Source organism: Aquitalea sp. LB_tupeE (genome assembly GCF_013391415.1).
Classification (GTDB): Bacteria; Pseudomonadota; Gammaproteobacteria; order Burkholderiales; family Chromobacteriaceae; genus Aquitalea.
This window is the reverse complement of sequence record NZ_JACAXB010000020.1, coordinates 188,553-214,004: the sequence shown is the minus strand read 5'-3', so window position 1 is coordinate 214,004 and position 25,452 is coordinate 188,553. Positions and strand designations below refer to the sequence as shown.

The following is a 25,452-nucleotide window of genomic DNA, read 5'->3' as shown; positions in this document are numbered from 1 at the left end:
CATGAAACTGTGCGGATTCGAAGTCGGCCTGAACCAGCCTCTGTTCCTGATTGCAGGCCCCTGCGTCATCGAAAGCGAACAGATGGCACTGGACACCGCTGGTCAGTTGAAGGAAATCACCAGCGAACTGGGCATCAACTTCATCTACAAGTCGAGCTACGACAAGGCCAACCGCTCCTCCGGCAACTCCTTCCGTGGTTTTGGCATTGATGAAGGCCTGCGCATTCTGGACGAAGTAAAACGCCAGATCGGCGTTCCGGTCTTGACCGATGTGCATGCCGAGAGTGAAATCGCCCAGGTTGCCAGCGTGGTGGATGTACTGCAGACACCAGCTTTCCTGTGCCGCCAGACTGACTTCATCCGCGCCGTGGCCCAATGCGGCAAGCCGGTCAACATCAAGAAGGGACAGTTTCTTGCCCCAGGCGATATGAAAAATGTCATCGACAAAGCCCGTGCAGCTGCCAAGGAAGCCGGCTTGGCCGAGGACAGTTTCATGGCCTGCGAACGTGGCGTATCGTTCGGCTACAACAATCTGGTATCCGACATGCGCTCGTTGATGATCATGCGCGAAACCAACTGTCCTGTTGTGTATGACGCCACCCACTCGGTGCAGCTGCCAGGTGGCCAGGGAAGCTCTTCTGGTGGTCAGCGCGAATTCGTACCGGTCCTGGCGCGTGCTGCCGTTGCCGCCGGTATCGCCGGTATTTTCATGGAAACCCACCCCAACCCGGCTTGCGCCAAGTCCGATGGCCCGAACGCCTGGCCGCTGGGGCGGATGAAAGAACTGCTGGCCACGCTGCAGCAGCTGGACCGTATGGTCAAGCAAGGCGGCTGGCCAGAGCATTCACTCTGAGTCTTGTTGCAGTCCGAGTTGTGGTAGCAAGCATTCTTCAGCCCGCCAACATGGCGGGCTGACAGTGATACGGTTAACCAAGCAATGCAATTGAAGGGGACAAGTATGAGTTCGATCATTGACGTAGTAGCCCGCGAGATTCTCGACTCCCGTGGTAATCCGACTGTTGAAGCCGATGTACTGCTGGAATCCGGCGTCATGGGCCGTGCAGCCGTACCGAGCGGTGCCTCCACCGGCGAGAAGGAAGCACTGGAACTGCGTGACGGCGACAAGAGCCGCTACCTGGGCAAGGGCGTGCTGAAAGCTGTTGAAAACATCAATACCGAAATCTGTGAAGCCATCATCGGCCTCGACGCCGCCGACCAGGCCTTCATCGACAAGACCCTGATCGAACTGGACGGCACCGAAACCAAGTCCCGCCTGGGTGCCAACGCCATGCTGGCCGTTTCCATGGCCGTTGCCCGCGCTGCTGCTGAAGATGCCGGCCTGCCGCTGTACCGCTACCTGGGTGGTGCCGGCCCGATGGCCCTGCCGCTTCCGATGATGAACGTGATCAACGGCGGTGCGCACGCCAACAACACCCTGGACATCCAGGAATTCATGATCATGCCGGTGGGCGCACAAACCTTCCGCGAAGCCCTGCGCTGTGGTGCCGAAGTGTTCCACAACCTGAAAAAGCTGTGCGATGCCAAGGGTTACGCCACCACCGTAGGTGATGAAGGTGGTTTTGCCCCGAACCTGGCCAGCCACGAAGATGCTATCAAGCTCATCCTGGAAGCCATCGACGCTGCCGGTTACGTACCGGGCCAGGACGTGATGCTGGCACTGGACTGCGCCTCCTCCGAATTCTACAAGGATGGCAAGTACCATCTGACCGCCGAAGGCCTGCAACTGACTTCCGAGCAGTTTGCCGACTACCTGGAAACCCTGGTCAACAACTACCCGATCATCTCCATCGAAGATGGCATGAGCGAGCACGACTGGGAAGGCTGGAAGATCCTGACCGACCGCCTGGGCAAGCGCATCCAGCTGGTGGGCGACGACGTATTCGTCACCAACCCGAAGATCCTGGCCAAGGGCATCGAAGCCGGTATCTGCAATTCGCTGCTGGTGAAGGTAAACCAGATCGGCACCCTGTCCGAAACCCTGAAAGCGGTTGACCTGGCCAAGCGCTCCAGCTATACCAGCGTCATGAGTCATCGTTCCGGCGAAACCGAAGACAGCACCATTGCCGACCTTGCCGTTGCCACCAACTGCATGCAGATCAAGACCGGCTCCCTGTCCCGCTCCGACCGCATGGCCAAGTACAACCAGCTGCTGCGTATCGAAGAAGAACTGGGTGATGCCGCCTGGTTCCCGGGTCGTGCCGCTTTCTACCATCTGAAGTAAGCTTGAATCCATGCGCTGGCTGACCCTGACACTGGTAACCCTGCTGATCGCCTTGCAATGGCCCTTGTGGTTTGGCAAGGGGAGCTGGCTCAGGGTCTGGCAGCTGGACAAGCAACTGCAGGAACAGCGGGCTGTCACCCAAAAGCTGATAGCCCGTAACGCAGCCCTGGATGCCGAAGTTCGTGACCTGAAGCAAGGAACCGATGCAATTGAAGAGAGAGCACGTAACGAACTTGGTATGATTCGCAATGGTGAGGTATTTTTCCAATTACTGGATCCGGCGACTGCGACAAAACATTGACTAAGCCAGTCCAAACCGTCACCTTCCTGAACTAAGAATAACTATGGCTGGCTACAAAACTTCCAGGGTTTGGTCAATGACAACACAAAATCCGATAGAGGTTGCACGGGAAACGCTCAAACAGCTGAGTCTGCGCAAACTGCTACCAACACCGGAAAATTTCGAGCGCGTCTACCACGAGCTCACGCAAACACCCATTGAGCGCGACAACAAGCTGGGCACCCAGCTATTGCGTGCGCTGGAAACCATTCCGGCCGAATCGCCCCAAACCAAGACACTGCTGCTGCGCATCAAGCAGGCCACCGACGAATCGCGTTGGGAACTGCTGCCGCAGCTGGCCATCGATTTTCTCAAGCTGGCACTCAGCCAGACCAACCTGTCCCAACCCTGGGGCAGCCTGATCCAGAACCTGATCCGCAGCTGGGACTTGCGCCTGCCTGATCTGCCCCAGCATCACAAGCAAGCGGCACTGGAACGGGTGCTGATCAACTTCGGCAATCAGCCGGAAGAACTCAATCTCAAGCTATCAGCCCTGGTACGCAACTGGAGTGCGCCCGCCAGTCAGCGCGACCCCATTGAGGTACTGGACGCGGGTGACGCTCTGACGGACTCCCCGGCCCAATCCACCAGCCAGCCAGCCAGCAACAGCAACAGCTGGCCGCTTTGGCAACGCACCCTGGCCTTTGCCCTCAAGCACGGCCTGGAACCGCGCCTGATCAGCATGCCGGAAATGTGTGAGTCACTGGAAGCACTGATTCGCGAGCTTGATCAGGTAAGTGATGATGCCAGCCTGAACATCTACATGCCCAAGCTGCGCAGCTTCATGCTGAAACTGGAACTGCAAACCCAGCAAGAAGGCCGTCTGGTATCCGGCCTGACCAACCTGCTGCGCCTGCTGCTGGACAATGTGGCTGAAATCAATCGCTCAGATGACTATCTGGTTGGCCAAGTCCATTCCTTGCAGGAAGTCCTGTCGCACCAGCCGCTGTCCATGCAGCAGGTTTATCAGCTGGAAACCAGCCTGAAGGAAGTGATCCGCAAACAAGGCATGCTCAAGAGCACACTGGATGAAGCCACCAGCTCTTTGCGCACCTTGCTTGACCACTTCATTTCGCGCCTGGCGCAGATGACGGACTCGACCGACGACTTCCACAGCAAGATCAGCAAACACAGTGAAAAGCTGAAAAATACCAGCAATGTGGAAGAACTTGGCAGTGTGGTAGCCGCGCTGATGGAAGACACTTCACTGATGCAGCTGGACCTCACCCGCTCCCGCGACGAACTGCTGTCGGCGCGTGAGCAGGTAGAAGCTGCCGAGCAACGCATCACCGAGCTGGAAAGCGCACTGGAAGCCGCCAGCGCCAAGGTCAAGGAAGACCAGTTGACCGGTGCCTACAACCGTCGTGGCCTGGCCGAACACTTCCAACGGGAAATCAGCCGTGCCGAACGCACCAACAGCGACCTGAGCGTCGCGCTGATCGACGTCGACAACTTCAAGCAACTGAACGACCGCTACGGCCACCTGACCGGGGATGATGCCCTGAAATACCTGGTGGACGTGATGAAGCACAATATGCGTCCTGCTGATATTGTCGCGCGTTTTGGCGGGGAAGAATTCGTCCTCCTGATGCCGGACACCCCGGTGGATGAAGCCATCGACACGGTACAACGTCTGCAGCGCGAGCTCACACGCACCTTCTTCATGGCCAATAACGACCGGCTGGTCATCACCTTTAGTGCCGGCATTGCCAAATGGCACCTGGGAGAACAGGACATCGAAGTAATCGAACGTGCCGACCAGGCCATGTATCAAGCCAAAATCAGCGGCAAGAACCGCGTCATCTCTGCCGAACCGGACAGGATGATCTGAACGATAACAAAAAACCGGGGCTATCCCCGGTTTTTTATCACTCTCCGCCCTTGCTCATCCCCTTGCCTGCTTCCGCCCGCTGCCGCCGTACAGCCTTCGGATCCGCCTGCAAGGGGCGATAAATCTCCACCCGGTCCCCGGCCCGCAGTACTGTCTCCGGCTTGATGGCCTTGCTGAAAATACCCAGCTTGAGATTGTTGCTGTCTATCATGGAAAACTGCGCCAGAATCCCGGATTGCTGCACCGCCTCGGCGGCGGTACACCCCGTATCCACCTCCAGCGACATGAGGCACTGCCGCTGCGGCAAGGCACAGGCTACCTCTACCGTAATCCGCTCAGTCATTGCCGTACACCTTGTCGGCATGTTTGATGAAAGCATCCACCAGCGTGCCGGAAATATGGCCAAACACCGGGCCGATCACTTTTTCCAGAATCTTGCTGGAAAATTCGTAACGCAAGCTGAACTCCACCTTGCAGCCGAAATCACCCAGCGGCGTAAACTGCCACAAACCCTGCAAATGCTGGAAAGGCCCTTCCACCAGTTCCATCAGGATACTTTCCCCGTCACGCAGGGTATTGCGCGTGGTGAAATGCTGGCGGATTTTCAGGTAATCAATATGCAGGCTGGCCACCTGCTGATCACCCTCGCGTGAGTGCTCCTCCGCCTTGGCACACCAGGGCAGGAAACGCGGGTAATTCTCCACCTTGTCCACCAGCGCAAACATTTGCGCCGGGGTATGGGCAACCAGAACTTTCTTTTCAACAACCTGCATGGGACAAGCGCACACTGTGCAAAATGGTTCAAGCCCCGCAGTTTACCAAAAGCCATCCTCCCTGTCCGGCCCAGCCTTCATGCAACAGACAAGCCGCTGATTTTCAGGAATTTTGGCCTGCGGCCAGCTTCTGTTAGAATAGCCGATTCCCATTCAATGCCACGGAAACCTCAGGCGCATGAGCATCATCCAGAACCGCAAAGCCTTCCATGACTACTTCATCGAGGAAGAACTCGAGGCCGGGCTTGTGCTGGAAGGGTGGGAGGTCAAGGCCATCCGTGCCGGACGCATCCAGCTGAAAGAAAGCTATATCGACTGGAAAAACGGCGCATTCTGGCTGATAGGCTGCCATATCACCGCCCTGCAGTCGGCCTCAACCCACGTCAAGCCAGACCCGGTCCGCCCGCGTAAACTCTTGATGTCGCAATCTGAAATCAACCGTTTCATCGGCAAGGTGGAGCGTGCCGGCTACACCATGATGGCGCTGGACCTGCATTACAGCAAAGGCAATATCAAGGCCCAGGTAGGACTGGCCAAGGGCAAGAAGCTGCACGACAAGCGTGACTCGGAAAAAGACCGCGAATGGCAGCGTGAGAAACAGCGCCTGATGAAAAACCAGCGAGGTGGTGCATGAAAAAAAGTGCGGCACTCCCCATCGCACTGATTTGCCTGGGTGCAGTCTGGTTTCTGAAAAGCACAGCGCTGCTGCCCAGCACCAGCACCTTGCTGGCACTCTTGCTCCTCATTGCTGGCGTGCTACTGGGCCTGCTGGACGGGCTGAACAAATCCACCCTGGTCAGCTGCCCGCTGCTGATCTATGCCGGCGTCGCCATCTACCTGCGTGACAATATGGGACTACACTTGAGTCATCTGTTGTCGCTGGGCATGGTACTGGCCGGTCTGCTGATGCTGCTGTCGCGTAGCGACCGAATACCGGAGCGCAGCGCACGCTGGCGCTCCCTGCCGGATCAGCAGGACCTGCGCTGAAACGGCAAACCATTTACTCATTGAACGACAGGCCCACGGGCCAACGGAACCTACCAAGGACAGGCATGGACAAGATCCTCATTCTCGACTTCGGCTCTCAAGTTACCCAGTTGATTGCCCGCCGCGTACGCGAAGCTCACGTCTACTGTGAGCTTCATTCGTTTGACATGCCGATTGAAGAAATCCGTGCATTCGGCCCCAAAGCCATCATCCTGTCCGGCGGCCCCAACTCGGTATACGAATCCGACTACCAGGCGGACCCGGCGCTGTTCGAACTGGGCATCCCGGTACTGGGCATCTGCTACGGCATGCAGTTCATGGCGCAAAGCCTGGGCGGCAAAGTGGAAGCTGGCGACAAACGTGAATTCGGCTACGCCCAGATCCAGGCCCGTCACCACTCCAAACTGCTGGAAGGCCTGCAAGACCACGTTGACGACGCCGGCAACGGCTTCCTGGACGTGTGGATGAGCCATGGCGACAAGGTGACCGCCCTGCCAGCCGGCTTCCATGTAATTGCCGAAACCCCGTCCTGCCCCATCGCCGCCATGGCCGATGAAGACCGCGGCTTCTACGGCGTGCAGTTCCACCCGGAAGTCACCCACACCAAGCGCGGCACCGAAATGATCCATCGCTTTGTGCTGCACGTGGCAGGTGCCATTCCCAGCTGGACCATGCCCAACTACATCGACGAAGCGGTGAAGAAAATCCGTGAACAAGTCGGTGATGAAGAAGTCATCCTCGGCCTGTCCGGCGGCGTGGACAGCTCTGTTGCCGCTGCGCTGATTCACCGTGCCATCGGCCCGCAACTGACCTGCGTTTTCGTTGATCACGGCCTGTTGCGCCTGAACGAAGGCAAGATGGTGATGGAAATGTTTGCGCAGAACCTGGGCGTAAAGGTCATCCACGTGGATGCCACCGAACAGTTCATGAGCAAACTGGCTGGCGAAACCGATCCGGAAAAGAAACGCAAAATCATCGGCGGCGAATTCGTGGAAGTATTCCAGGCTGAATCCAACAAGCTGACCAATGCCAAGTGGCTGGCCCAGGGCACCATCTACCCGGACGTGATCGAGTCCGCCGGTGCCAAGACCAAAAAGGCCCACACCATCAAGAGCCACCACAATGTGGGCGGCCTGCCGGAAGACATGAACCTCAAGCTGCTGGAACCGCTGCGCGAGCTATTCAAGGACGAAGTGCGTCAACTGGGCGTGGCGCTGGGCCTGCCGCACGACATGGTGTACCGTCACCCCTTCCCGGGCCCGGGCCTGGGTGTGCGTATCCTGGGCGAAGTGAAAATGGAATACGCCGACCTGCTGCGCCAGGCCGACGCCATTTTCATTGAGGAACTGCGCAATACCGTGGACGAGAAAACCGGCAAAAACTGGTACGACCTCACCAGCCAAGCCTTCGCGGTGTTCCTGCCGGTCAAATCCGTTGGCGTGATGGGCGATGGCCGCACCTACGACTACGTGGTTGCCCTGCGTGCCGTCGTCACCAGCGACTTCATGACCGCCCACTGGGCAGAACTGCCGTATTCCCTGCTGGGCCGCGCGTCCAACCGCATCATCAACGAAGTACGCGGCATCAACCGCGTGGTTTACGATGTGTCGGGCAAACCGCCGGCAACGATTGAGTGGGAATAAAATCAGTTTAATATCAAACAGTTAAACACCACTCAATCAATTTTTGTTGAGTGCTAAGGTTCTGAAAAATTTTGCTCTAAATCGCTTTGCTGACCAAGCTGCTTGGACAGAATGTGGACAGCAAGCCTGCCATCTAAAGGCCCGGGAAACCGGGCTTTTTCTTTATAATCGGCCCATCATTGCATTTTGCCGGTGCCACAGATAGCGGCCTGGCCATCATTAAAGGTCAATAATGAACTATCTCGTCATCCCATCCCGTCGCCGCCTTGCCAACTGGAACCGCCGCCAGCGCAAGAAACACCACGCAGGTGAATTCACCGAGTTCGGTTTTACCTTGTCCGTGCAATTTGCTGCACCTATGGATAAAGCCGCACGGGAACAGTATGTTGCAGCCCTGATTGAACACGTTGAGGCTCTGGGGCTGACTTACGGTGGTGATGAAAACAGCGGCTTCCTGACCACCTATGCCAGCGGTAGTGTCACGCTGGCGCAACGGGACAGCCTGCACGCCTGGGTCAGTGCCTATCCTGCCGTTGTCAGAGCGGTGGTCAGCGAACTGCTGGATGCCTGGCATGACGACAGCTGGTTTGAGGCAGTCTGAAACATTGCCAGCCCTGAACCCGTAAACATGACAAAGCCGGTCAGTGACCGGCTTTGTCATGTACTAATCCACAGCGACGCGCTGGAATCAGAGACCTGCCTCACGCCTAATCTGTAAGGCCTTCTTGTATTTCTGATGGGCAAAGCGGGCGGCATACACGCCCAGAATCAGGCCCACCCGGCCATCCTTCCAGTTGCCACTTTTCACATACCATTTGAAAAACGCACCAATCGGGCTGGTCCATTGGCGCAGGGCAAAATTCTTGCGGGTACTCAAACGCGCCAGATCGCTGGCATCCAGGTTGGTGTACAGCGTCAGCTTGCGGTTGATTTCGTCCATGGAATGGAAGGTTTGGTGCTTGATGGGGAGTTCAATCCGGCCACGGCTGCGGTAGCCGACAAAATCTTCATGTACCGCCTGCTCGGAGAGCTTCACCCGGTTTTTCTCGATGATGCGTACCGGAAAATCCGGGCAGCCCACCGGGTACAGCGCATGCACCTGCCGCCCCATCACGATCCAGTCACGCTGGATCGCATAGGCATCATGCAGGAACCCGCTCTGCTTGAGTTGCTGGATGTGGGCCACCAGCTCGGGACTGGGAATCTCGTCACTATCCAGAAAGAACACGTGATCATGCCGGCACTGTTGCTGGGCAAAATCACGTTGCTGGCGAAAATCATCAAACGGACGGTGCAGTACCCGTGCCCCGTACTGCGTGGCGATGGCCACGGTCTGGTCGGAACTGCCACTGTCCACCACCAGCAAATCATCTGCCAAAGGGGCGACTGCCTGCAAAATGGCAGACAAGTATTTTTCGCTATTGAAGGTCAGAACATAAATGGACAGTGGTGTCATGCTGCCATGGGCCCTATCGGAATCTTTAAACCAGCAAGTCAGCCGCCGCAGATCAAACAACAGAAGCCCGGTTTGCAGCATGGGCGGGCTGACGCTTATTGTCACCAGGCAAATTCACTTGCAAGGTGCATGCAAATGAAAAGTTCCCTGAAATTGGCGATGTATTATCCTGATTAGCTGCAAACAGAACAAATAATATCTGTAGCAAAGTTGTCACCATGCTTGGCAATGTTCAGGTACATACAATTTCATTCTCCCTGCATGCATCATGTCGCCAGAATATGTCGCGCCGCAGCATCAGCTAAACCGCCAGCATTTGACTGACTGGCGTACCACTGATACGGTCAAAGGGCGTAGTCTATGCAGGGAACCATCCCTTCTGCATTGCAGTCTGATTTTTTTTACCCGTTTCAATTTCATCGAGGAAATCACCATGTCCGATGCCGCACTGAATCAGGAAAAAGAACAACTGCTGGATGACGTTCGTCAGGTACTGTCCAGTACCGAGGACCTGCTGGGTGCAGCGGGTGACGAAGGCGGTGAAAAGGGCCGCGAACTACGCAAGCGTCTGGCAGAGAATATCCGTCTGGCCAAGTCTCGCCTGCTGGAGGCTGAAAAAGTGGTGGTTGGCAAGGCCAAGGTAGCGGCCAAGGCCACCGACGACTATGTTCACGAAAATCCGTGGAAGTCGATTGGCATTGCCGCTGGCGTGGGCTTCCTGCTGGGCATGCTGGTTTCACGCCGTTAAGCGCGCAGCTGCTGCATGTCTGCCAATTCCTCACGCCCGCCCCGTCCCGGCAGCTTGCGTTCGCTGTTGGGCGGGGTATTTTCCTTGCTGCTTACCCGTATTGAACTGCTGGTGCTTGAGGCGGAGGAGCAAAAGGACGCCCTGCTGTTCAGCCTGTTCTTAGGTGGCCTGGCATTGATCCTGCTCTTGGTCGGCCTGCTCTCCGCCTTGCTGCTCATACTGGTGCTGACCCCTGACAGCTGGCGTCCCTTGCTGCTGGGCGGCCTGCTGCTGTGCAGCACAGGAGGTGGCGTGGCCCTGCTGTGGCAGCTGCGCCAACGCGCCCGACGCAGCCCTTCCCCCTTTACCGATACCCTGACCGAAGTCCGCAAGGACTGGGACAGCCTGAGCGGAAAGCTTTGACATGAAACCGCAGGATCGCGCCATCAAGAAACAGTTGCTGCTGATGAAGGGAGAAGTGCTGCGCGTCAAGCTGAGCCTGGAAATGGAGCAATTGCGCAAGCACCCACTTGGCATAGCTGGCGAAGGGTTCAAGGCCTTTGCCGATGGCGGGCGTCTTGGCGGCATCCTGTCCACCCTGGCCGGAGTACTCCCTTCCGAAGCACTACGTCGCTGGCTGCGTCGTGGTACTCGGCTGATGTTGTTATGGAAATTGGCCAGCAAGTTCTGGCCAGCACGCTGACCGCCTGGCTGATGTGCAAGACGGGCTCCAGCAGATGGTTTCAGGCCTGAACATTTACATTGCCGGCACTGCCGGCATCTGACGTCGCGCTTTCTCCCGCATCACCACCCGTGGCAAGCTGGATGCTGACACTCAGCTCACCCTGAGCGTTATTGCTTCCACCTGCCAGCATATGGTCGATGGCTGCCAGATCCTCCTGACTGCCATCCAGCCACTTTTTCAGCCCTTCATCCTGCCCCTGGCTCTGCTGGCTACGCTGCTTCAGCCACTGGGCAATGGCCTTGATGCTGTTGAGCAAGGCCTGTAACTCCATATTGCCGCCCAAGCCCTGATTGCCAGTACTAGCGCTACTGGCCATGGCCGCCTGCGCGGGTTCCGCTGTACTGCTGTCTGATGACGCCATGGCAGCATCATCGGTGCTGGCGACAGCACTATCGGCCTGATCCGCGGCATGGTCGGTCTGATCACTGGAGACACTGCCGCTGATGGTGACATTAACGCTTACTTCCATGACGGACGCCTGCCCTTGCCCGCTGGCATTGGCCACCATCTGCCGTAACTCGGCTGTGATTTGTTTCAATTGCAGGGCAATGGCACGCAAACTGCCTTTGTCCTTGCCCACCAGCATCTGCCGTAGGTTTTTCACTCTTTCCTTCAGCATTTTCATGCGATTGGCATCCAGTGGCTGACTATTGCTCTGCTTGCGTTGCTGCGCCTGCTTGAGCTGGCTGGACTGCTGCTGTTGCCATAGCGCCAGCGCCTGCTGCAGCGACTGGCTGACGGCCTGCCGGGCCGGATCGCTAGCGGACCAGACTGCCGGTCCGGACGATACGTTGCCGGATGCTGCGCCTGAGGTATTCATGACCGGGCTGGTGGCAGCAGGCTCAGACGGCTGGCGGTTCACGCGGGACCACAAGCTGGCAATACCGGATTCACTGACAGAAGGCAGGGACATGGGCTGGGTATCAAGAGGATGACCAGAATTTATCGGCATTTTGGGCTGTTTCTTTAAACAGCCATCACGAAGTACGGGCTGGATCAGGCTAAAATGGTGGTATTTCCGTTTGCCACCGCCACCCGACATGTCCTCCTTGCCAGACTCCCCGCTTGCAACACCGCCCCTGCCCCCGGCAGCGGTGCAATGGTTGCAGCAAATGGGCATTTGCACACGGCACCAACTGCAGCGTCAGGGCAGTGTCTCGACTTTTCTGCAACTCAAGGCAACAGGGCATACCGTCACCAAGCGTTTGCTGTATGCACTGGAAGCGGCAGCCCGCGGCATACATTGGTCGGCATTGACCGAGCCAGACAAACAGGAACTGCACCGCCAACTGGCTGCTCATCCACCGGTTGCCATGCCGCCAGATCGTGCAGTCAGCCTGCACTACATGCAACTCGCACTGGAACAGGCTGCGCTGGCAGCAGCACAGCAGGAAGTCCCGGTAGGTGCCATCGTGGTGAAGAATGGTCAGATCATCGGCCGCGGCTTCAACCAGCCGGCCGGGTGTCGCGACCCGAGCGCGCATGCCGAGATACAGGCCTTGCGCGCAGCAGCACTGCATGAGGGTAATTACCGACTGGACGGCTGCGACCTGTATGTCACACTGGAACCTTGTGCCATGTGCAGCGGTGCCATCTTGCAAGCCCGCCTGGCCCGAGTGATCTATGGTGCCAGCGAGCCCAAGACCGGCGCTGCCGGCAGTGTGCTGAATCTGTTCTCCCTGCCGCAGCTCAATCACCATACCGCAATCTGGGGTGGTGTGATGCAAGAAGAATGCAGCCAGCAGCTCAGCCGCTTTTTTGCTGCACGTCGCACGGTACGGGAATGATGAGATGCGTCATTTATCACTTGTATTATTACTGATGAGTACCGCCACGCTGCCCATGCAGGCTGAAGCCCTGTCACCAGACAGCAGCAATGATGCCGCCTTTGTACTGCAGCAGCAGGCTGTGCCATTGCAAGCGACCCGTGCCAATCTGCGACATTACGGCCAGCCCTGGATATTGGTTGGCATCCGCAGCCAGAGCCTGAGCCTGTTTGATGAATGGGGTCGCCTGCAGCAACATTATGTGGTTTCCACCGCCCGGCGTGGCGTGGGAGAAATGAGCAACAGCTACCAGACCCCGCGCGGCTGGCACCATGTTTGCGACAAGCTGGGTGCGGGCGCAGAGGAAAACACCATCATTTTCCGCCGTCGGGTCACCCCCTGGAAGTACACGGCGGAACTGCACCGGCAATATCCGGAAAAAGACTGGATTCTGACGCGTATCCTGTGGTTATGCGGTGACGAACCCGGCAAGAACCAGGGTGGCAATGTAGACAGCTACGACCGTGCCATCTACCTGCATGGTGCGGGCGAGCATGTTGCCTTTGGCACCCCGACCTCGCTGGGTTGTGTGCGGATGAAAAATCCCGACATCATCCAGCTGTTTGACCAAACGCCCAACGGCATCGACGTTTTGATAGACGAGAACTCCTGAATACCATGCATGCTGCACTGAACCTGACCACCCCGGCCTTGCTGTTCCCTGCCATTTCACTGCTGTTGCTCGCTTATACCAACCGTTTTCTCGGGCTGGCCAGCATCATCCGCAATCTGTACACCGACTACAAAGCCGAGCAGAACCCCAAGATCCTGTTACAGATTGGCAATTTGCGTACCCGCATCCAGCTGATCAAGTGGATGCAGTTTCTGGGGATAGGCAGCCTGTTCCTCTGCACCATGGCCATGTTCCAGATTTACACTGGCTGGCAGCAACTGGGGGAACTTTCCTTCGGCATCAGCCTGCTGTTGATGATTGCCTCGCTGGCAACCTCGCTGTGGGAACTGGTGCGCTCCTCGGATGCGCTGAACATTCTGCTTTCAGACCTGGAGGCGGAATCCAGCCGCCAGTACCCCTGATATTTGCTGACATGAAAAAACCGGCTTTGCAGCCGGTTTTTGTGTTCAGGCAGGCTTGCGCCCGGCGATGAAATGCAAAGGCATGACCACCCGCCGCACGGTGGCAGGGTCGCCCCAGCCGCGTGCCAGACGCTGTCGCGCATCGTTAAGCACATGGCTACCCAGGCTTTGCACACACAGCTTGGTGGCAGACCAGGTATTGAGATAGCCAAGCAGCTGTTCCAGATTCCACTGCATGGCGATCTGGTAGCACGGCGTATCCAGCACAGGCAGAGGCATGCCGACATGGCGGTAGCCATCCCACAGCAGCTGACTGCAGCTGGACCAGAACGGTTCGATGACAGCACGGAAAAAGCGCATGGCGTCATCCACTTCCGGTGTCACCTGGAACCAGTCGTAACCCCATGCGGCAAATACACCACCGGGCTTGAGCGTGCGCTCCACCTGCGGCCAGAAGCGTGAGAAATCAAACCAGTGCAGGGACTGCGCCACGGTAATGAGGTCGAAAACGGCATCCCCGTAAGGGGATTGTTCCGCCGCACACTCCAGGTAGAACACATTGGCAGCCTGTTCGGCAGCTTCCAGCTGGCTATGGTTGAGGTCACAAGCATCGACACGATCGAACATCAAGGCCAGCTTGCCAGCCGCCTGCCCGGTACCGGTTGCACAATCCCAAGCCCGTTGATGATGCGGCACCGCAGCCTGCAACCAGCGAAACAGCATGTCCGGGTATTGCGGGCGGTAGCGCGCATATTGCTCGGAGTGCAAGTCGAAAGTGGCGATGGCACGCGTATCCATGATTGGGCTCAAGTGAACACTCTCTGGTCTAAGCGGTGCGTCGGACCATTCCGCCACACCCCCTTGCAGGCAAGGCAAATATGATAATAGCATCACACGCCTCGCCAAGCTAAAACTATTTCAATTTTAAATTTATATATAAAAATATCGCCATGAAAATTGGCTGATATTTAAAATCAAGCTAATAACCAAGTTTTTACTCTTTATCGTCAGTCTGATAAAAAACTTGTGGAGAGATAAGCAGGGGCATGCGGTCTGCCCTCCTGGCCATAGCGTCAGCCTGTATGGCCAGTAGCCAGCCAGCGGTCCAGTCTGGCAGCAAATTGCTGACGATCCGCCTGGCTAAAAGGCGGAGGTCCGCCACTCTGGATACCGCTGGCGCGCAAGGTATCCATGAAGTCGCGCATGGTGAGCTGCCCTTCTATGGTGTCCGCAGAGTAGGGCTCACCACGAAAATTGATGGCAGCGGCACCTTTGGCCAATACCTGTGCAGCCAGGGCAATATCCGCACTCACCAGCAGATGCCCCGCCTCACACTGCCTGGCAATTTCGGCATCTGCCACATCAAAGCCCTTGGCCACCACGATGGCGCGCAAGTAAGGACTGGCAGGCAAGGCCGTCATGCGATTGGCCACGAATACCGCGCTACTGGCAGTTCGCTGTGCCGCCCGGCAGATGATGTCGCGCACCACGGCCGGACAAGCATCCGCATCAACCCAGATGGTCATCAACATCGCTCCAGTTAAAAATAGTGCGGCAAGCCTACAACAGTCGTGCGCATCTGCCCACGCGGTTTATTAAAGTTTGCAGATTCACTGCCAAGCTAATGGCATAAACTGTCGGAGCGCTCTATAGTAGCTACACATGCGACCGCTTATGTCACAGGCAGCACCGTGCCCTGCCCTTTCCCCCACAAGGTTTGTTGAATGACCCGCGCGCTGACCATTCTGGTTGCGGAAGACAGTCCGACATCCCGTCAGATCCTGATTGATTACATCCGGCTCTTGGGTCACGAGGCCGTGGCCGTGTGCAATGGCCAGGAGGCTGTGGATTACTGCTGCCATCAACGCCCTGACGTCATTTTCATGGATGTCACCATGCCGGTGATGGATGGCTTTGCCGCCACCAGCGCCATTCGTCAGTTACTGGGCGAACACTGGATTCCCATCATTTTCCTTACCTCCTTGTCTGACCGCAGCCAGTTGCTGCGTGGCCTGACCATGGGGGCGGATGACTACCTCACCAAGCCGATTGATCTGGATATCCTCACGGCCAAGCTGCATGTGCTGATTCGTATCTCCGAGATGCAGCAGCGCATCGCGCATGACAGTGAACGGCTGGAAGCGTATTACCGCATCAACGAGCAAGAGCAGATGTTTGCCCAGATGGTGCTGGACCGCTTCACGCGCCGTGCCGAGCAGACACCACCCAATATCCAGCAATGGCAACGCCCGGCGATGAACTTCAGCGGCGATACCATTTGCATCCGTCGTAGCCGTCCTGGTCTGGATCGCATCATGCTGGCTGACAGTACGGGTCACGGGCTGGCTGCTGCCATTTGCGGCTTGCCGGCAGTGGATACCTTTTTTGCCATGTGCGACCGCAACCTGCCGGTGCAGGAAATCGCTCGCACCATCAATCGCAAGCTGCACACCATTTTGCCGATAGGACGCTTTGTTGCCGCCGCCTTGATAGAAGTGGACTACCAGCTGCACCGTATTGCGGTGTGGAATGGCGGCATTCCCTGTGCCATGTATGTAGACCGCAATGGTGAGGTAAAGAAAAACTTTGCTTCGCGTTCACCACCGCTGGGTATTTTGCCGGACAGCGATTTCGAATCCACGCTGGATTATTTCAGCTGGCAGGACAGTGGCGCACTGGTGGTGTGCTCGGATGGCGTAACCGAAGCAAGCAATCCCGCCAAAGAGCCGTTCGGGCTGGACGGTGTGCTGCAGGCCATGCGCGAGGCTGGCTCGCTGGACATTCAGGGTGCCATCACCCAGGCAGTCAACCGGCATCTGGCCGGGAATGAAAACCACGATGACATTTCGCTGGTGGTGGTGCGCTGCGCCTGAGCCGGCGCAGCATCCCTCCTGACTATCCGCTTAATTCGGAAGCTGGCACCCATCGGCCGAGCAAGCCGGGCCGGCCTGTTCTGCCGCAGGCAACAACGCTTGTTGCAAAGCGGCTGCAAAGGCGTCTGGCTGCCCCAGCCATGACGAGACATCCAGCCGTTGCCACTGTCCATCACGCTCCAGCAACAGACTGGGAAAACCCTGCAGACGGTATTGCTGCATCAGGCTGCGGCTGGTCTGGATATGCTCTTCTGCCTGCTGCATTGCCTCACCCAGACGGGCGGCAAACACCGCGGCATCCAGCCCTTGTTCACCGGCAAGCGCTGCCAGCACCGCCAGATCAGCAATGCGTAGTCCGCGCTGGTAATGGGCACGCTGCAACACCGACAGCATGGCCAAGGCGGGCAGGCCCAGCTGTTCTGCCAACAGGATGGCGGCGATGGGGGGCGTCGAATCAAAGATTGCCGTTTCATCCCGCAACAAGCCATCGAAATAGTCCTGGCCAAACGGCAAACCGGTGAGGCTGGCAATACGCTGGTCGTGGGGCATGACATAGTCGCGCAGTGCCGGAGTGACAGCTTGACGGCGGCTACCGCTCATCATTCCGCCAGCATGCAGCTGCACATCGAGGCCGGGCAGGCTGGCAGTAGCCTGTAATAGCGGCGAAGCGGCATAGCACCAACCGCATAGCGGGTCGTAGAAGTAATGCAGGGTGGCGTTTACCATTTCATTTCACCTTTGTTGACTTTGGCACCGATTTCCAGCGACATGGCTTCACCAGCATTAGGGAAAGCCTGCTGCATACGCTGGATCAACTCGCCGCTATTACCCGACAGCGCCAGATTCTGTTCAAACTGCTGCAGATAACTGCGGGTGTAACGGATGCTGGCGAGGCCCGTGGGGGCATTGGCTGCCATATGGCCGGGAATCACCTCTTTGGGTTGCAATGCTTCCATTTCATCCAGTTGGGCCAGCCATGCCTGACGCTCTTCCTTGCGCTGGGTATCGGCCGTCCACACATGCAGACCGGAGACCACGCCTACATTACCCACAATGGCGCGAATGGACGGAATCCAGACATAACCGCGGTGTGCCAGAACACCGCTGGTGCCACGCACTTCCAGGCTCTGCCCTTCCAGCATCAGCCGGCCTTCCTTGAGGGCCTGCGGCAGGGTCAGCGGCGTGGCCGGGGCATTGTCACCCATTTTCGGCCCCCAGAATGCCACCTTGCCAGCGACATTAGCCTGGATACGCGCCAGCGTGGGCGCAGCGGCCACTAGCTCTGCCTTGGGGAAAATCTGCTTGAGCGTGGTCGCGCCAAAGTAATAATCCGGGTCGGCCTGGCTGATGTAAATGGCCTTGAGCTGCTTGCCGCTATCCAGAATGCGGGCGGCAATGCGGTAGGCGTCGGCACGGGTAAAACCGCTGTCGATCAAAATGGCATCGTGCTGGCCACTGACCAGTACCGAGGTGACATCGAAGCTGTTGTCATCTGCCTGATAAACCGACAATTGCAATGGCTCTGCCGCCTGGGCAAGGCTGGCGGACAAGCCGGCAAACAGGGAAAGCGACAAGAAGAGTGTGGTGTGACGTGCCATGATGTGCTCCGTTAGCACCGCCGGTGGCAGTGCGTGATGAATGATGGCTCGTACTTTAGCGGCTGGATAAAGACAGATAAATCCATCAAACCGGGCAACATTGTTTCACAAAACAGACTAATGACCAGGCCATGGCTGGTGCAAGCCACCTTATTGCACTCAACCCGGTAAGGGCTGGCAGGAGTGCATGGTGACAATGCAGTTACGCCCCTGCTTCTTGGCCTGGTACAGGGCTGCATCCGCGGTGCGCACCAGCCATTCCGGTTTCTGGCTGATGCTGGAGTGTGCCACGGCCAGACCAATGCTGATGGTGACCACCGAGCTGCATTGCGAGGTGGGGTGCGGTAAGGCCAGCGCTTCGACATCCTGACGGATTTGCTCGGCCAACTGACCTGCCTGACGCAAATTACAGGCGGACAACAGCAAGACAAATTCTTCTCCACCATAGCGCGCAGCGCAGCCATGGCAGGCGTCCGCATGACGACCGATCACCCGGGCCACTTTGATCAGCGCATCATCGCCCATCTGGTGCCCCTGGCTGTCATTGTATTTCTTGAAATAATCGACATCGAAAAACAGCAGGGCGATGTCCGACTTCTGGCGCAAGCGTGCTTCCCATACGGTTTGCAGTTGCTGGTCAAAATAGCGCCGGTTGTGCAGGCCGGTCAGGCCGTCTGCACTGGATAATTGCTGCAAATAACGAAAACCCTGCTGTAACTGGCGATGATCGCGCTGTAAGTGCTGGGAAAGTACATAGCTGCGACGTGCTTCTTTTTCCAGCTGGAACAAACCCAGCAAGCCGAGCAGCACGCAGGAAATCACCAGAATGAAGATCAGCGAACGCGTGCTTTGCTGGAGGAAGGGCCAATCCACCAGTACCCAGCCAAGGTACAACAGGCTGACCACGCTGCTATAACAGGCAAGCCGGAATGGAATGCGCAGACCGAACATCAGGAATACAAGACACAGCATCACCCCGCCATAGTAATGCTGGGCGGTTGGCATGCGGCTGATGGAGAAAAACCAGATCAGCCCCAGCACAAACGTGGTACCGGCGATCATGACCGTGTATTCGTACCAGCGATGCAATCGGGGCCAGAAACTGCTGAGGATGGATGCCACCCCGATACCAGGCAGAATCAGCCAGCGCCACATCCAGATACGGCCATAGACATCAGCCAGATAATATTTGTCGATCAGGCCGTACATCATGAACACGACTATGCCCAGCGCACCAAATACCCGATAACGGCGCATGCGTTGTTCAAAAGTGGAGTCCAGGAAAGATTGCTCCAGCACAGGGGGGAAACGCAGCTGGAACCAAGGCTGCTTCTCGGCTGAAGCCAGCTCTTGCTCAAGACGGGATGCGGGGTGATCGGTCATGCTGTCACTCCAGGTACGGTCTGCCCACAGAGGAGGATGCGTTGGGCATCAGTCATGAGAAAATTCTCTGCATGCCCAGCCGGGCATGAATTAAAAACAGCGCTTGCAAACAGGATAGAAAAATGTGCTGATTTGTAAGTCATACAAAAGTATAACGAAAATCGGGCCGGGTAAATCCGTGTAAAGCGAAGCTGGCGATTTTCGATGACATATGCAGAAAAAGCCGTAAACCATGGCATTAAACGTGAAAACAAGGCAATTACCGGCACATTTTCACCGATACCCCGTTGGCATGATGGCTTTATCGCCTCGTATCATGCCGCACTTTTACTGCCGGAACACCTGAACACATGCAAGGAATACGATGGACAGACTGACCGCCATGCAGGTTTTTGTCGAAGTGGCACGCCGGGGCAGCTTTACCGCAGCCAGCCGGGAGCTGGACCTGTCACGCGCCATGGTGACCCGGCATATCGCAGAACTGGAAGACTGGCTGGGTGCGCGCCTGCTGCAGCGCTCCACCCGCAGTGTCACGCTGACCGACGCGGGCAACAGTTGCCTCGCACATTGCCAGCAAATGCTGGAACTGGCGGCGCAGACCCGCGAGGAAGTCGGGCTGCTTGACGGCCAGTTGCGCGGCCAGCTACGCATCACCACCAGCATGTCATTCGGCATGGCGCAGCTGGCGCCGGCCATTACCGACTTCATGACCCGCCATCCGCAACTGCGCATCGACCTGCAACTGGGCGACCGGGCGGTGAATCTGATCGAGGAAGGCATAGACCTGGCCATTCGCATCACCAACGACCCGGAACCCGGCCTGGTGACACGACGGCTGGCAGAATGCCATTCGGTCATCGTGGCTGCCCCGGCTTATCTGGCACGTTACGGTCAGCCGCAACAACCTGCCGACCTGAAAGAACACCATTGCCTGAGTCATAGCCGCGTCGGCCGCAGCGAGTGGCGGCTGTATCGCGACAATAAAGAAGAGGTGGTCAGCGTGAATGCGCGGCTCAGTGCCAATGAAACCGTGGCACTGCTGCAAGCCTGCCGCCATGGTGCCGGGCTGGCCATGCAGCCCTTGTATCTGGTACAGGATTTGCTGGCGCAAGGCGAGCTGATTGCCATCCTGCCAGACTGGCAGCCCGCCAGCATGGGGATTCACGCACTGTACCCGTCACGCCGCCAGTTGCCGCTGGCCATGCGCAGCCTGCTGGACTTTCTGCAGCAGCACTTCAGCCAGAACCCGTCCTGATCAGGACTGGAAATTCTGTCGCCACTGCCAGGGTGATACGCCGTAATGCAGGCGGAAATGATGGCGCAAGGCGGCAGCAGAACCAAAGCCGGCCAGTGCCGCCACTTGTTCCACACTGTATTCGGCACTTTCCAGCAAACGCTGGCTGTAACGCAGACGCTCGCTCACCAGCCACTGCCCCACCGTGCTGCCGGTAAGCTGGCGAAAGTGCCGGGTAAAGCTGCGGCGACTCATGGCCATGCGGGCGGCCAGGCTATCCAGGGTATGGGTTTGGGCCAGATTGGCCCGCACCCAGTCAAGCAAGGCCGCCAAGCGGGCATCACCGGCCGACACCGGCAGCGGCTGGGCAATGAACTGCGCCTGCCCGCCCTGCCGATGCGGCGGCACCACCAGGCGCCGCGCCACGCCATTGGCCAGCTCCGCTCCGTAACGTTGACGCAGCAGGTGCAGGCAGCAATCCAGCCCGGCCGCCGTACCGGCGGAGGTCAGCAGCGGCCCGTCTTCCACATACAGTACTGCCGGGTCCAGCCGCACTTGCGGGTAGCGACTGGCAAAGTCCTCGGCATAGGCCCAGTGGGTGGTGGCGTTGCGGCCATTCAGCAAACCAGCTTCGGCCAGCACATACGCTCCCAGGCACAGGCCGACTATCTGCACACCAGCCTGACTTGCCTGCTGCAAGGCTTGCACCAGTGCGTCCGGTACCGGCCTGCCTACTTGCCAGCTGGGCAGGATGATGATGTCCGCGCCATCCAGCCCTTCCAGTCCGTAATCGCAGGCAATGGAAAAGCCGGCCGAGGTACGGATGGGACCGGCATCCACTGCGCACACGCGCAAGGTGAAGGCCGGCAGGCCCGGATGCGCATCGCCAAACACCACACAAGGCACTGACAAATGAAACGGACTGATGTGCTGGAAAGCCAGCACGGCAATGACGGGGGGTGACAAGGGGCATTTCCGGCGAATGGAATTGGCCCGATCTTAACGCATTCTGGAAATCGGGCCACTTTTTCCCAAACCAGTGACTACCGATAATGGCTGCACCAACCGCCACAACCGGAGCACATCATGCCGCACACACAACGCGCACTCATCGTCATCGACCTGCAAAACGATTACTTTGCCAACGGCAAATACCCCTTGTGGAACACCGAAGCGGTACTGGACAACTGCGTGGCCGCCATAGAACGAGCACATGCGCTGGGCATGCCGGTGATTCTGGTGCAACACGTGGCGGACAGCAGCAAGGGCATCGCCCCCTTCTTCAATGCAGGCAGCGCAGGCGTGGCCATTCACCCGCGCATTCTGGCCGCTGCGCAGCAGGCTCCGGTGGTGGTGAAACGGGCGGCCGACAGCTTTCATGAAACCAGCCTGCAAGCCACGCTGACTGAGCTGGGCATCCGCCAGCTGCTGCTGTGCGGCATGATGACGCAAAACTGCGTCACCCATACCGCCCTGTCACGCGCAGCCGATAAGTATGAAGTAGCCGTGCTGGCCGACTGCTGCACCACGGTGGACCAGATGCTGCATGCCATCGCGCTCAATGCCCTGTCCATCCGCGTGCCACTGCTCACAGCCGCAGAAGCACTGGCCTGAAGCACCCCACACTCAGCCCAAATAGAAAAACCGCCCAGTTCAGGGCGGTTTTTCTATTCTTCCTCTCGCTTCCTCAAAGGAAAGCGAGGCTCCCTTGCAGGGCAATGGCGGGGGGATTGGGATTAGATGGGAAGGCTGCGGAATCAATCAGTCCGGTATAAGGCCCGGCTTTGCCGGGTCCAGTACAATCGCACCGAATAACTTTATCAGCAGCAAAAAACCCGCCGGATGGCGGGTTTCTGCTTACTGCAAAGTCACGTCAGGCTCAGGCCTTGTTGACCGGAATCTTGCCGATCTTGACGCGCCATTCCGCCGGGCCGGTGTTGTGCACCGAAATACCGTTGGAATCGACTGCTACCGTCACCGGCATGTCTTTGACTTCGAACTCGTAGATGGCTTCCATGCCCAGGTCGGCAAAGCCAACCACCTTGGAGGCCTTGATGGCCTTGGACACCAGATAGGCCGAACCGCCTACCGCCATCAGGTACACCGCCTTGTTGTCCTTGATGGCTTCAATGGCAGCCGGGCCACGCTCGGCCTTGCCGATCATACCGAGCAAGCCGGTCTGTTCCAGCATCTGACGGGTGAACTTGTCCATGCGGGTGGCGGTGGTAGGGCCGGCCGGGCCAACCACTTCGTCACGTACCGGGTCAACCGGGCCCACGTAGTAGATGAAGCGGTTGGTGAAGTCCACCGGCAGCGCCTCGCCCTTGTTCAGCATGTCCACCATGCGCTTGTGCGCGGCATCGCGGCCGGTGAGGATCTTGCCGTTGAGCAGCAACACATCGCCCGGCTGCCAGCTGGCCACTTCTTCCTTGGTGATCTTGTCCAGGTCAACGCGCTTGCCATTGCTGGTGTCGTAGGTGATTTCCGGCCAGTCTTCCAGGCTGGGCGGGGCCAGATGGGCCGGGCCGCTGCCATCCAGATGGAAATGGATATGACGGGTGGCGGCGCAGTTGGGGATCATGGCAACCGGCAGGCTGGCGGCGTGAGTCGGGTAGTCGAGAATCTTCACGTCCAGCACGGTGGTGAGGCCGCCCAGGCCTTGCGCGCCTATGCCCAGCGCATTGACTTTTTCGAAGATTTCCAGGCGCAGCTGTTCAACGCGGGTCAGTTCGGCACCGCTCTCGGCCTTGGCTTTCAGCTCGTGGATGTCCACGTGCGACATCAGGCTTTCCTTGGCCAGCAGCATGGCTTTTTCCGGGGTACCGCCAATACCGATACCCAGAATGCCCGGCGGACACCAGCCCGCGCCCATAGTGGGCACAGTCTTGATGACCCAGTCGACAATGCTGTCGGACGGATTGAGCGCGTAGAACTTGGACTTGTTCTCCGAGCCGCCGCCCTTGGCCGCACAGGTCACTTCCACGCCATCGCCTTCGACGATTTCGAAGTGCACCACGGCCGGCGTGTTGTCCTTGCTGTTCTGGCGCTTGCCTGCCGGGTCCAGCAGCACGGAAGCACGCAGCTTGTTGTCCGGGTTGTTGTAAGCGCGGCGCACGCCTTCGTTGACCATTTCCTGTACCGACAGGGTGGCGTCCCACTGCACATTCATGCCCACTTTCAGGAATACCACGGCAATGCCGGTATCCTGGCAGATCGGGCGACGGCCTTCGGCACACATGCGGCTGTTGATCAGGATCTGCGCCATGGCGTCCTTGGCCGCCGGGCTTTCTTCATGCAGATAGGCCTGGTACAGGGCGTCGATGTAGTCCTTGGGGTGGTAGCAACTGATGTACTGAAAAGCATCGGCGATGCTTTGAATGAAATCATCCTGACGGATAACAGCCATGAGCGGTCTCTCCAGCGTAGGGGCTTTAGGAATTGTCGGGACATTTTAGGCGCTTGTGCCGCATTGCGCCATGCCCGCTCCGCCCATCAGCGCTGCAGATGACCGACAAAATCCTCCAGCGCCTGTTCCAGCTCCAGCAGCAAGCCCATGTCGGCGGCCAACAAGCCAACCCGCGCCGCCTGCTCCAGCTGTGCGGCACAATCGGCCAGCCTGGCGGCACCCACCGTACGGCTGGCGCCCTTGATACGGTGGGCCAGCAGAATCACATTGGCTTGATCGCCTTGCTGCCAGGCTTGCAGCAGTTGCAATAAATCTGCCTGCTTGTCACGGGCAAAATCCTGCAGCAAGGGCAGCTCCAGCGCCCAGTCGCCCTGGCTCAGCGCAAACAGTACCTGTCGGTCCAGTACCGGCAAGGGGGCGGCTCTAGGCGCTACCTCCGGCAGGCAGGCAGTCACTACACGCCGCCAGGCTGCGTCATCTGGGGGCCATGGCAAGCCTGCATCCAGCAAAGGCAAACCGCTTGCGCCTTGCGCGAGAGGGTAGCCCCCCGCCAGCAGCACGGGCGTATGGCCACGCCATGGTTCGGTAGCTTCAAGCTGGCGCATGGCTTGCACCAGCTCCAGGCCCGCAGCCAGCCATTGCCGCTCGCTCACCAGCAGCAAGGCCAGCGGGCCCTGCTGCCAGCGCTGCCTTGCAGCAGCCACGGTATCCACGACCTCGCATGGATGCCCCAGCTCTTGCCATTGCCGGGTGAGTGCAGCCGCGCGGTCGGTATCCGGCTCCAGCAGCAGAATGGGCCATTGCCAGGGGCTGGGCTGGGCAGTTGGCGGGGCCAGCGGCACATGCAACAACACGCTGTGCTGCTGACCGACATCCAGGTATGCACTGTGCTGGCGGCTACCCAGCTGCCGCACCAGTTGACGGGCGATAAACGCAGCAGACAAGCCGCCACTCCTGGCCGTCTTGTGCGCCCGGGCTGCGCCACCACAGGCGATATCCTGCACCTGCGTATGGCCTTGCGTGATGATTTCCACGCTGAGGATCTGCTGCATTTGTTGCTGGGCCAAGAGCTGTACCCGCAAGCTGATTTGTCGCAGTTGGCCATCTTGCAGGGCTGCCGCCAGCCAATGGCGGACCAGCGCTTGCAGCAGCATCGGCTCTAGCATCAGCGGCGCGGTGAGTGCCGGGTCCAGCTCCAGCTGGAACTCCACGCCCTTACGCTGGCATGGCTGGCGAAAACAGTGATGCAGCTGGCGCAGTAATTCCGGCAGCGCTTGCGCGGTGCCGGGGCTGGTGTGCCCCTGACGGCAAGCCGTCAGCAAGGGAAAGCGGAAAGACGTGGTCGCCACGTGG

Annotated in this window: 29 protein-coding genes; 17 read left to right on the top strand and 12 right to left on the bottom strand. The window is 58.3% G+C overall.

The genetic code is table 11. The features are described from left to right. Window position 1: 1 nt before the first annotated feature. The 4 genes from kdsA (at window position 2) to HWX34_RS12340 (ending at window position 4,413) form a co-directional block, all read left to right on the top strand. On the top strand, window positions 2–853 hold the full coding sequence (kdsA, locus tag HWX34_RS12355; RefSeq protein ID WP_178972523.1) for a 3-deoxy-8-phosphooctulonate synthase: 852 nt from the start codon (window positions 2–4) through the stop codon (window positions 851–853). A 105-nt stretch (window positions 854–958) separates the two neighbouring features. Beyond that, on the top strand, window positions 959–2,242 hold the full coding sequence (gene eno / locus HWX34_RS12350; RefSeq protein WP_045847412.1) for a phosphopyruvate hydratase: 1,284 nt from the start codon (window positions 959–961) through the stop codon (window positions 2,240–2,242). A 10-nt stretch (window positions 2,243–2,252) separates the two neighbouring features. Beyond that, the gene (ftsB, locus tag HWX34_RS12345; RefSeq protein WP_045847413.1) at window positions 2,253–2,543 is read left to right on the top strand and encodes a cell division protein FtsB; all 291 of its coding nucleotides are present in this window, start codon (window positions 2,253–2,255) and stop codon (window positions 2,541–2,543) included. 76 nt (window positions 2,544–2,619) lie between these two features. Next, a complete protein-coding gene (locus HWX34_RS12340) occupies window positions 2,620–4,413 on the top strand; it encodes a GGDEF domain-containing protein (RefSeq protein ID WP_178972522.1) in 1,794 nt (597 codons plus the stop codon). Window positions 4,414–4,450: 37 nt separating this feature from the next. On the opposite strand, the gene HWX34_RS12335 is transcribed toward HWX34_RS12340, so the two are convergent. Together HWX34_RS12335 and HWX34_RS12330 are read right to left on the bottom strand one after the other, a co-directional pair. Further along, window positions 4,451–4,756, bottom strand: coding sequence for an RnfH family protein (locus tag HWX34_RS12335; RefSeq protein ID WP_178972521.1), 306 nt, complete (start codon window positions 4,754–4,756; stop codon window positions 4,451–4,453). Next, a complete protein-coding gene (locus HWX34_RS12330) occupies window positions 4,749–5,186 on the bottom strand; it encodes a type II toxin-antitoxin system RatA family toxin (RefSeq protein ID WP_178972520.1) in 438 nt (145 codons plus the stop codon). The genes HWX34_RS12335 and HWX34_RS12330 overlap by 8 nt, the downstream gene beginning before the upstream one ends. A gap of 178 nt (window positions 5,187–5,364) precedes the next feature. On the opposite strand from HWX34_RS12330, the gene smpB reads away from it, so the two are divergent. From smpB to HWX34_RS12310, 4 genes are all read left to right on the top strand, one after another. Next, the gene (smpB, locus tag HWX34_RS12325; RefSeq protein ID WP_045847417.1) at window positions 5,365–5,820 is read left to right on the top strand and encodes an SsrA-binding protein SmpB; all 456 of its coding nucleotides are present in this window, start codon (window positions 5,365–5,367) and stop codon (window positions 5,818–5,820) included. Then, entirely contained in the window at window positions 5,817–6,173 is a 357-nt protein-coding gene (locus tag HWX34_RS12320; RefSeq protein ID WP_178972519.1) for a hypothetical protein, read from the top strand. Before smpB ends, HWX34_RS12320 begins: the two co-directional genes overlap by 4 nt. Before the next feature lie 65 nt (window positions 6,174–6,238). Beyond that, window positions 6,239–7,816 carry a glutamine-hydrolyzing GMP synthase gene (gene guaA / locus HWX34_RS12315; RefSeq protein ID WP_178972518.1) on the top strand — a complete coding sequence of 526 codons (1,578 nt, stop codon included), beginning with the start codon at window positions 6,239–6,241 and terminating at the stop codon, window positions 7,814–7,816. Between the two features lie 232 nt (window positions 7,817–8,048). Further along, on the top strand, window positions 8,049–8,417 hold the full coding sequence (locus tag HWX34_RS12310) for a 50S ribosome-binding protein YggL (RefSeq protein ID WP_178972517.1): 369 nt from the start codon (window positions 8,049–8,051) through the stop codon (window positions 8,415–8,417). An 87-nt stretch (window positions 8,418–8,504) separates the two neighbouring features. Here the strand turns inward: HWX34_RS12310 and HWX34_RS12305 are convergent, their stop codons facing one another. Continuing rightward, window positions 8,505–9,272, bottom strand: a complete 768-nt coding sequence (locus HWX34_RS12305) for a glycosyltransferase family 2 protein (protein ID WP_178972516.1) — start codon at window positions 9,270–9,272, stop codon at window positions 8,505–8,507. A 433-nt stretch (window positions 9,273–9,705) separates the two neighbouring features. On the opposite strand from HWX34_RS12305, the gene HWX34_RS12300 reads away from it, so the two are divergent. Genes HWX34_RS12300 through HWX34_RS12290 form a run of 3 tightly spaced genes read left to right on the top strand, consistent with a single transcriptional unit; the run spans window position 9,706 to window position 10,702 of the window. Continuing rightward, on the top strand, window positions 9,706–10,020 hold the full coding sequence (locus tag HWX34_RS12300; protein ID WP_045847507.1) for a YqjD family protein: 315 nt from the start codon (window positions 9,706–9,708) through the stop codon (window positions 10,018–10,020). A 15-nt stretch (window positions 10,021–10,035) separates the two neighbouring features. Further along, window positions 10,036–10,422 carry a phage holin family protein gene (locus HWX34_RS12295; RefSeq protein ID WP_178972515.1) on the top strand — a complete coding sequence of 129 codons (387 nt, stop codon included), beginning with the start codon at window positions 10,036–10,038 and terminating at the stop codon, window positions 10,420–10,422. 1 nt (window position 10,423) lies between these two features. Continuing rightward, window positions 10,424–10,702: a hypothetical protein gene (locus tag HWX34_RS12290; protein WP_178972514.1), complete on the top strand. Its 279-nt coding sequence runs from the start codon at window positions 10,424–10,426 to the stop codon at window positions 10,700–10,702. Between the two features lie 40 nt (window positions 10,703–10,742). On the opposite strand, the gene HWX34_RS12285 is transcribed toward HWX34_RS12290, so the two are convergent. Further along, window positions 10,743–11,657 (bottom strand): hypothetical protein, encoded by a 915-nt coding sequence (locus tag HWX34_RS12285; RefSeq protein WP_178972513.1) that lies wholly within the window; start codon window positions 11,655–11,657, stop codon window positions 10,743–10,745. Window positions 11,658–11,784: 127 nt separating this feature from the next. Here HWX34_RS12285 and tadA point away from each other — a divergent pair, with 127 nt between their 5' ends. Genes tadA through HWX34_RS12270 form a run of 3 tightly spaced genes read left to right on the top strand, consistent with a single transcriptional unit; the run spans window position 11,785 to window position 13,605 of the window. After that, window positions 11,785–12,531, top strand: coding sequence for a tRNA adenosine(34) deaminase TadA (gene tadA / locus HWX34_RS12280; protein ID WP_178972512.1), 747 nt, complete (start codon window positions 11,785–11,787; stop codon window positions 12,529–12,531). Window positions 12,532–12,565: 34 nt separating this feature from the next. Further along, the gene (locus tag HWX34_RS12275) at window positions 12,566–13,183 is read left to right on the top strand and encodes a L,D-transpeptidase (protein ID WP_255496696.1); all 618 of its coding nucleotides are present in this window, start codon (window positions 12,566–12,568) and stop codon (window positions 13,181–13,183) included. A 5-nt stretch (window positions 13,184–13,188) separates the two neighbouring features. Then, a complete protein-coding gene (locus HWX34_RS12270) occupies window positions 13,189–13,605 on the top strand; it encodes a DUF2721 domain-containing protein (RefSeq protein ID WP_178972510.1) in 417 nt (138 codons plus the stop codon). Window positions 13,606–13,650: 45 nt separating this feature from the next. Here HWX34_RS12270 and HWX34_RS12265 read toward each other — a convergent pair whose 3' ends face one another. After that, entirely contained in the window at window positions 13,651–14,403 is a 753-nt protein-coding gene (locus HWX34_RS12265; protein WP_178972509.1) for a class I SAM-dependent methyltransferase, read from the bottom strand. Between the two features lie 275 nt (window positions 14,404–14,678). Then, on the bottom strand, window positions 14,679–15,131 hold the full coding sequence (locus HWX34_RS12260; protein ID WP_178972508.1) for a YaiI/YqxD family protein: 453 nt from the start codon (window positions 15,129–15,131) through the stop codon (window positions 14,679–14,681). Window positions 15,132–15,329: 198 nt separating this feature from the next. On the opposite strand from HWX34_RS12260, the gene HWX34_RS12255 reads away from it, so the two are divergent. After that, window positions 15,330–16,478 carry a PP2C family protein-serine/threonine phosphatase gene (locus HWX34_RS12255; protein WP_178972507.1) on the top strand — a complete coding sequence of 383 codons (1,149 nt, stop codon included), beginning with the start codon at window positions 15,330–15,332 and terminating at the stop codon, window positions 16,476–16,478. 30 nt (window positions 16,479–16,508) lie between these two features. Here the strand turns inward: HWX34_RS12255 and HWX34_RS12250 are convergent, their stop codons facing one another. The 3 genes from HWX34_RS12250 to HWX34_RS12240 all read right to left on the bottom strand — a co-directional run bounded on the left by HWX34_RS12250 (window position 16,509) and on the right by HWX34_RS12240 (window position 19,459). Then, complete coding sequence (locus tag HWX34_RS12250) at window positions 16,509–17,204, bottom strand: DsbA family protein (protein ID WP_178972506.1); 696 nt, start codon at window positions 17,202–17,204, stop codon at window positions 16,509–16,511. Further along, window positions 17,198–18,076, bottom strand: a complete 879-nt coding sequence (locus HWX34_RS12245; RefSeq protein WP_178972505.1) for an MBL fold metallo-hydrolase — start codon at window positions 18,074–18,076, stop codon at window positions 17,198–17,200. The genes HWX34_RS12250 and HWX34_RS12245 overlap by 7 nt, the downstream gene beginning before the upstream one ends. Window positions 18,077–18,235: 159 nt before the next feature. Further along, window positions 18,236–19,459, bottom strand: a complete 1,224-nt coding sequence (locus HWX34_RS12240; protein ID WP_178972504.1) for a diguanylate cyclase — start codon at window positions 19,457–19,459, stop codon at window positions 18,236–18,238. 364 nt (window positions 19,460–19,823) lie between these two features. Here HWX34_RS12240 and HWX34_RS12235 point away from each other — a divergent pair, with 364 nt between their 5' ends. Beyond that, window positions 19,824–20,714 carry a LysR family transcriptional regulator gene (locus tag HWX34_RS12235; RefSeq protein ID WP_178972503.1) on the top strand — a complete coding sequence of 297 codons (891 nt, stop codon included), beginning with the start codon at window positions 19,824–19,826 and terminating at the stop codon, window positions 20,712–20,714. On the opposite strand, the gene HWX34_RS12230 is transcribed toward HWX34_RS12235, so the two are convergent. Continuing rightward, window positions 20,715–21,659 carry a helix-turn-helix domain-containing protein gene (locus HWX34_RS12230; RefSeq protein WP_178972502.1) on the bottom strand — a complete coding sequence of 315 codons (945 nt, stop codon included), beginning with the start codon at window positions 21,657–21,659 and terminating at the stop codon, window positions 20,715–20,717. It abuts the gene before it with no gap. Window positions 21,660–21,779: 120 nt separating this feature from the next. On the opposite strand from HWX34_RS12230, the gene HWX34_RS12225 reads away from it, so the two are divergent. Beyond that, window positions 21,780–22,307: a cysteine hydrolase family protein gene (locus HWX34_RS12225; RefSeq protein WP_178972501.1), complete on the top strand. Its 528-nt coding sequence runs from the start codon at window positions 21,780–21,782 to the stop codon at window positions 22,305–22,307. A gap of 265 nt (window positions 22,308–22,572) precedes the next feature. Here HWX34_RS12225 and HWX34_RS12220 read toward each other — a convergent pair whose 3' ends face one another. Continuing rightward, window positions 22,573–24,099: a fumarate hydratase gene (locus HWX34_RS12220; RefSeq protein WP_178972500.1), complete on the bottom strand. Its 1,527-nt coding sequence runs from the start codon at window positions 24,097–24,099 to the stop codon at window positions 22,573–22,575. Between the two features lie 86 nt (window positions 24,100–24,185). After that, window positions 24,186–25,448: an Hpt domain-containing protein gene (locus HWX34_RS21585; protein ID WP_178972499.1), complete on the bottom strand. Its 1,263-nt coding sequence runs from the start codon at window positions 25,446–25,448 to the stop codon at window positions 24,186–24,188. Between the last annotated feature and the right edge of the window lie 4 nt (window positions 25,449–25,452).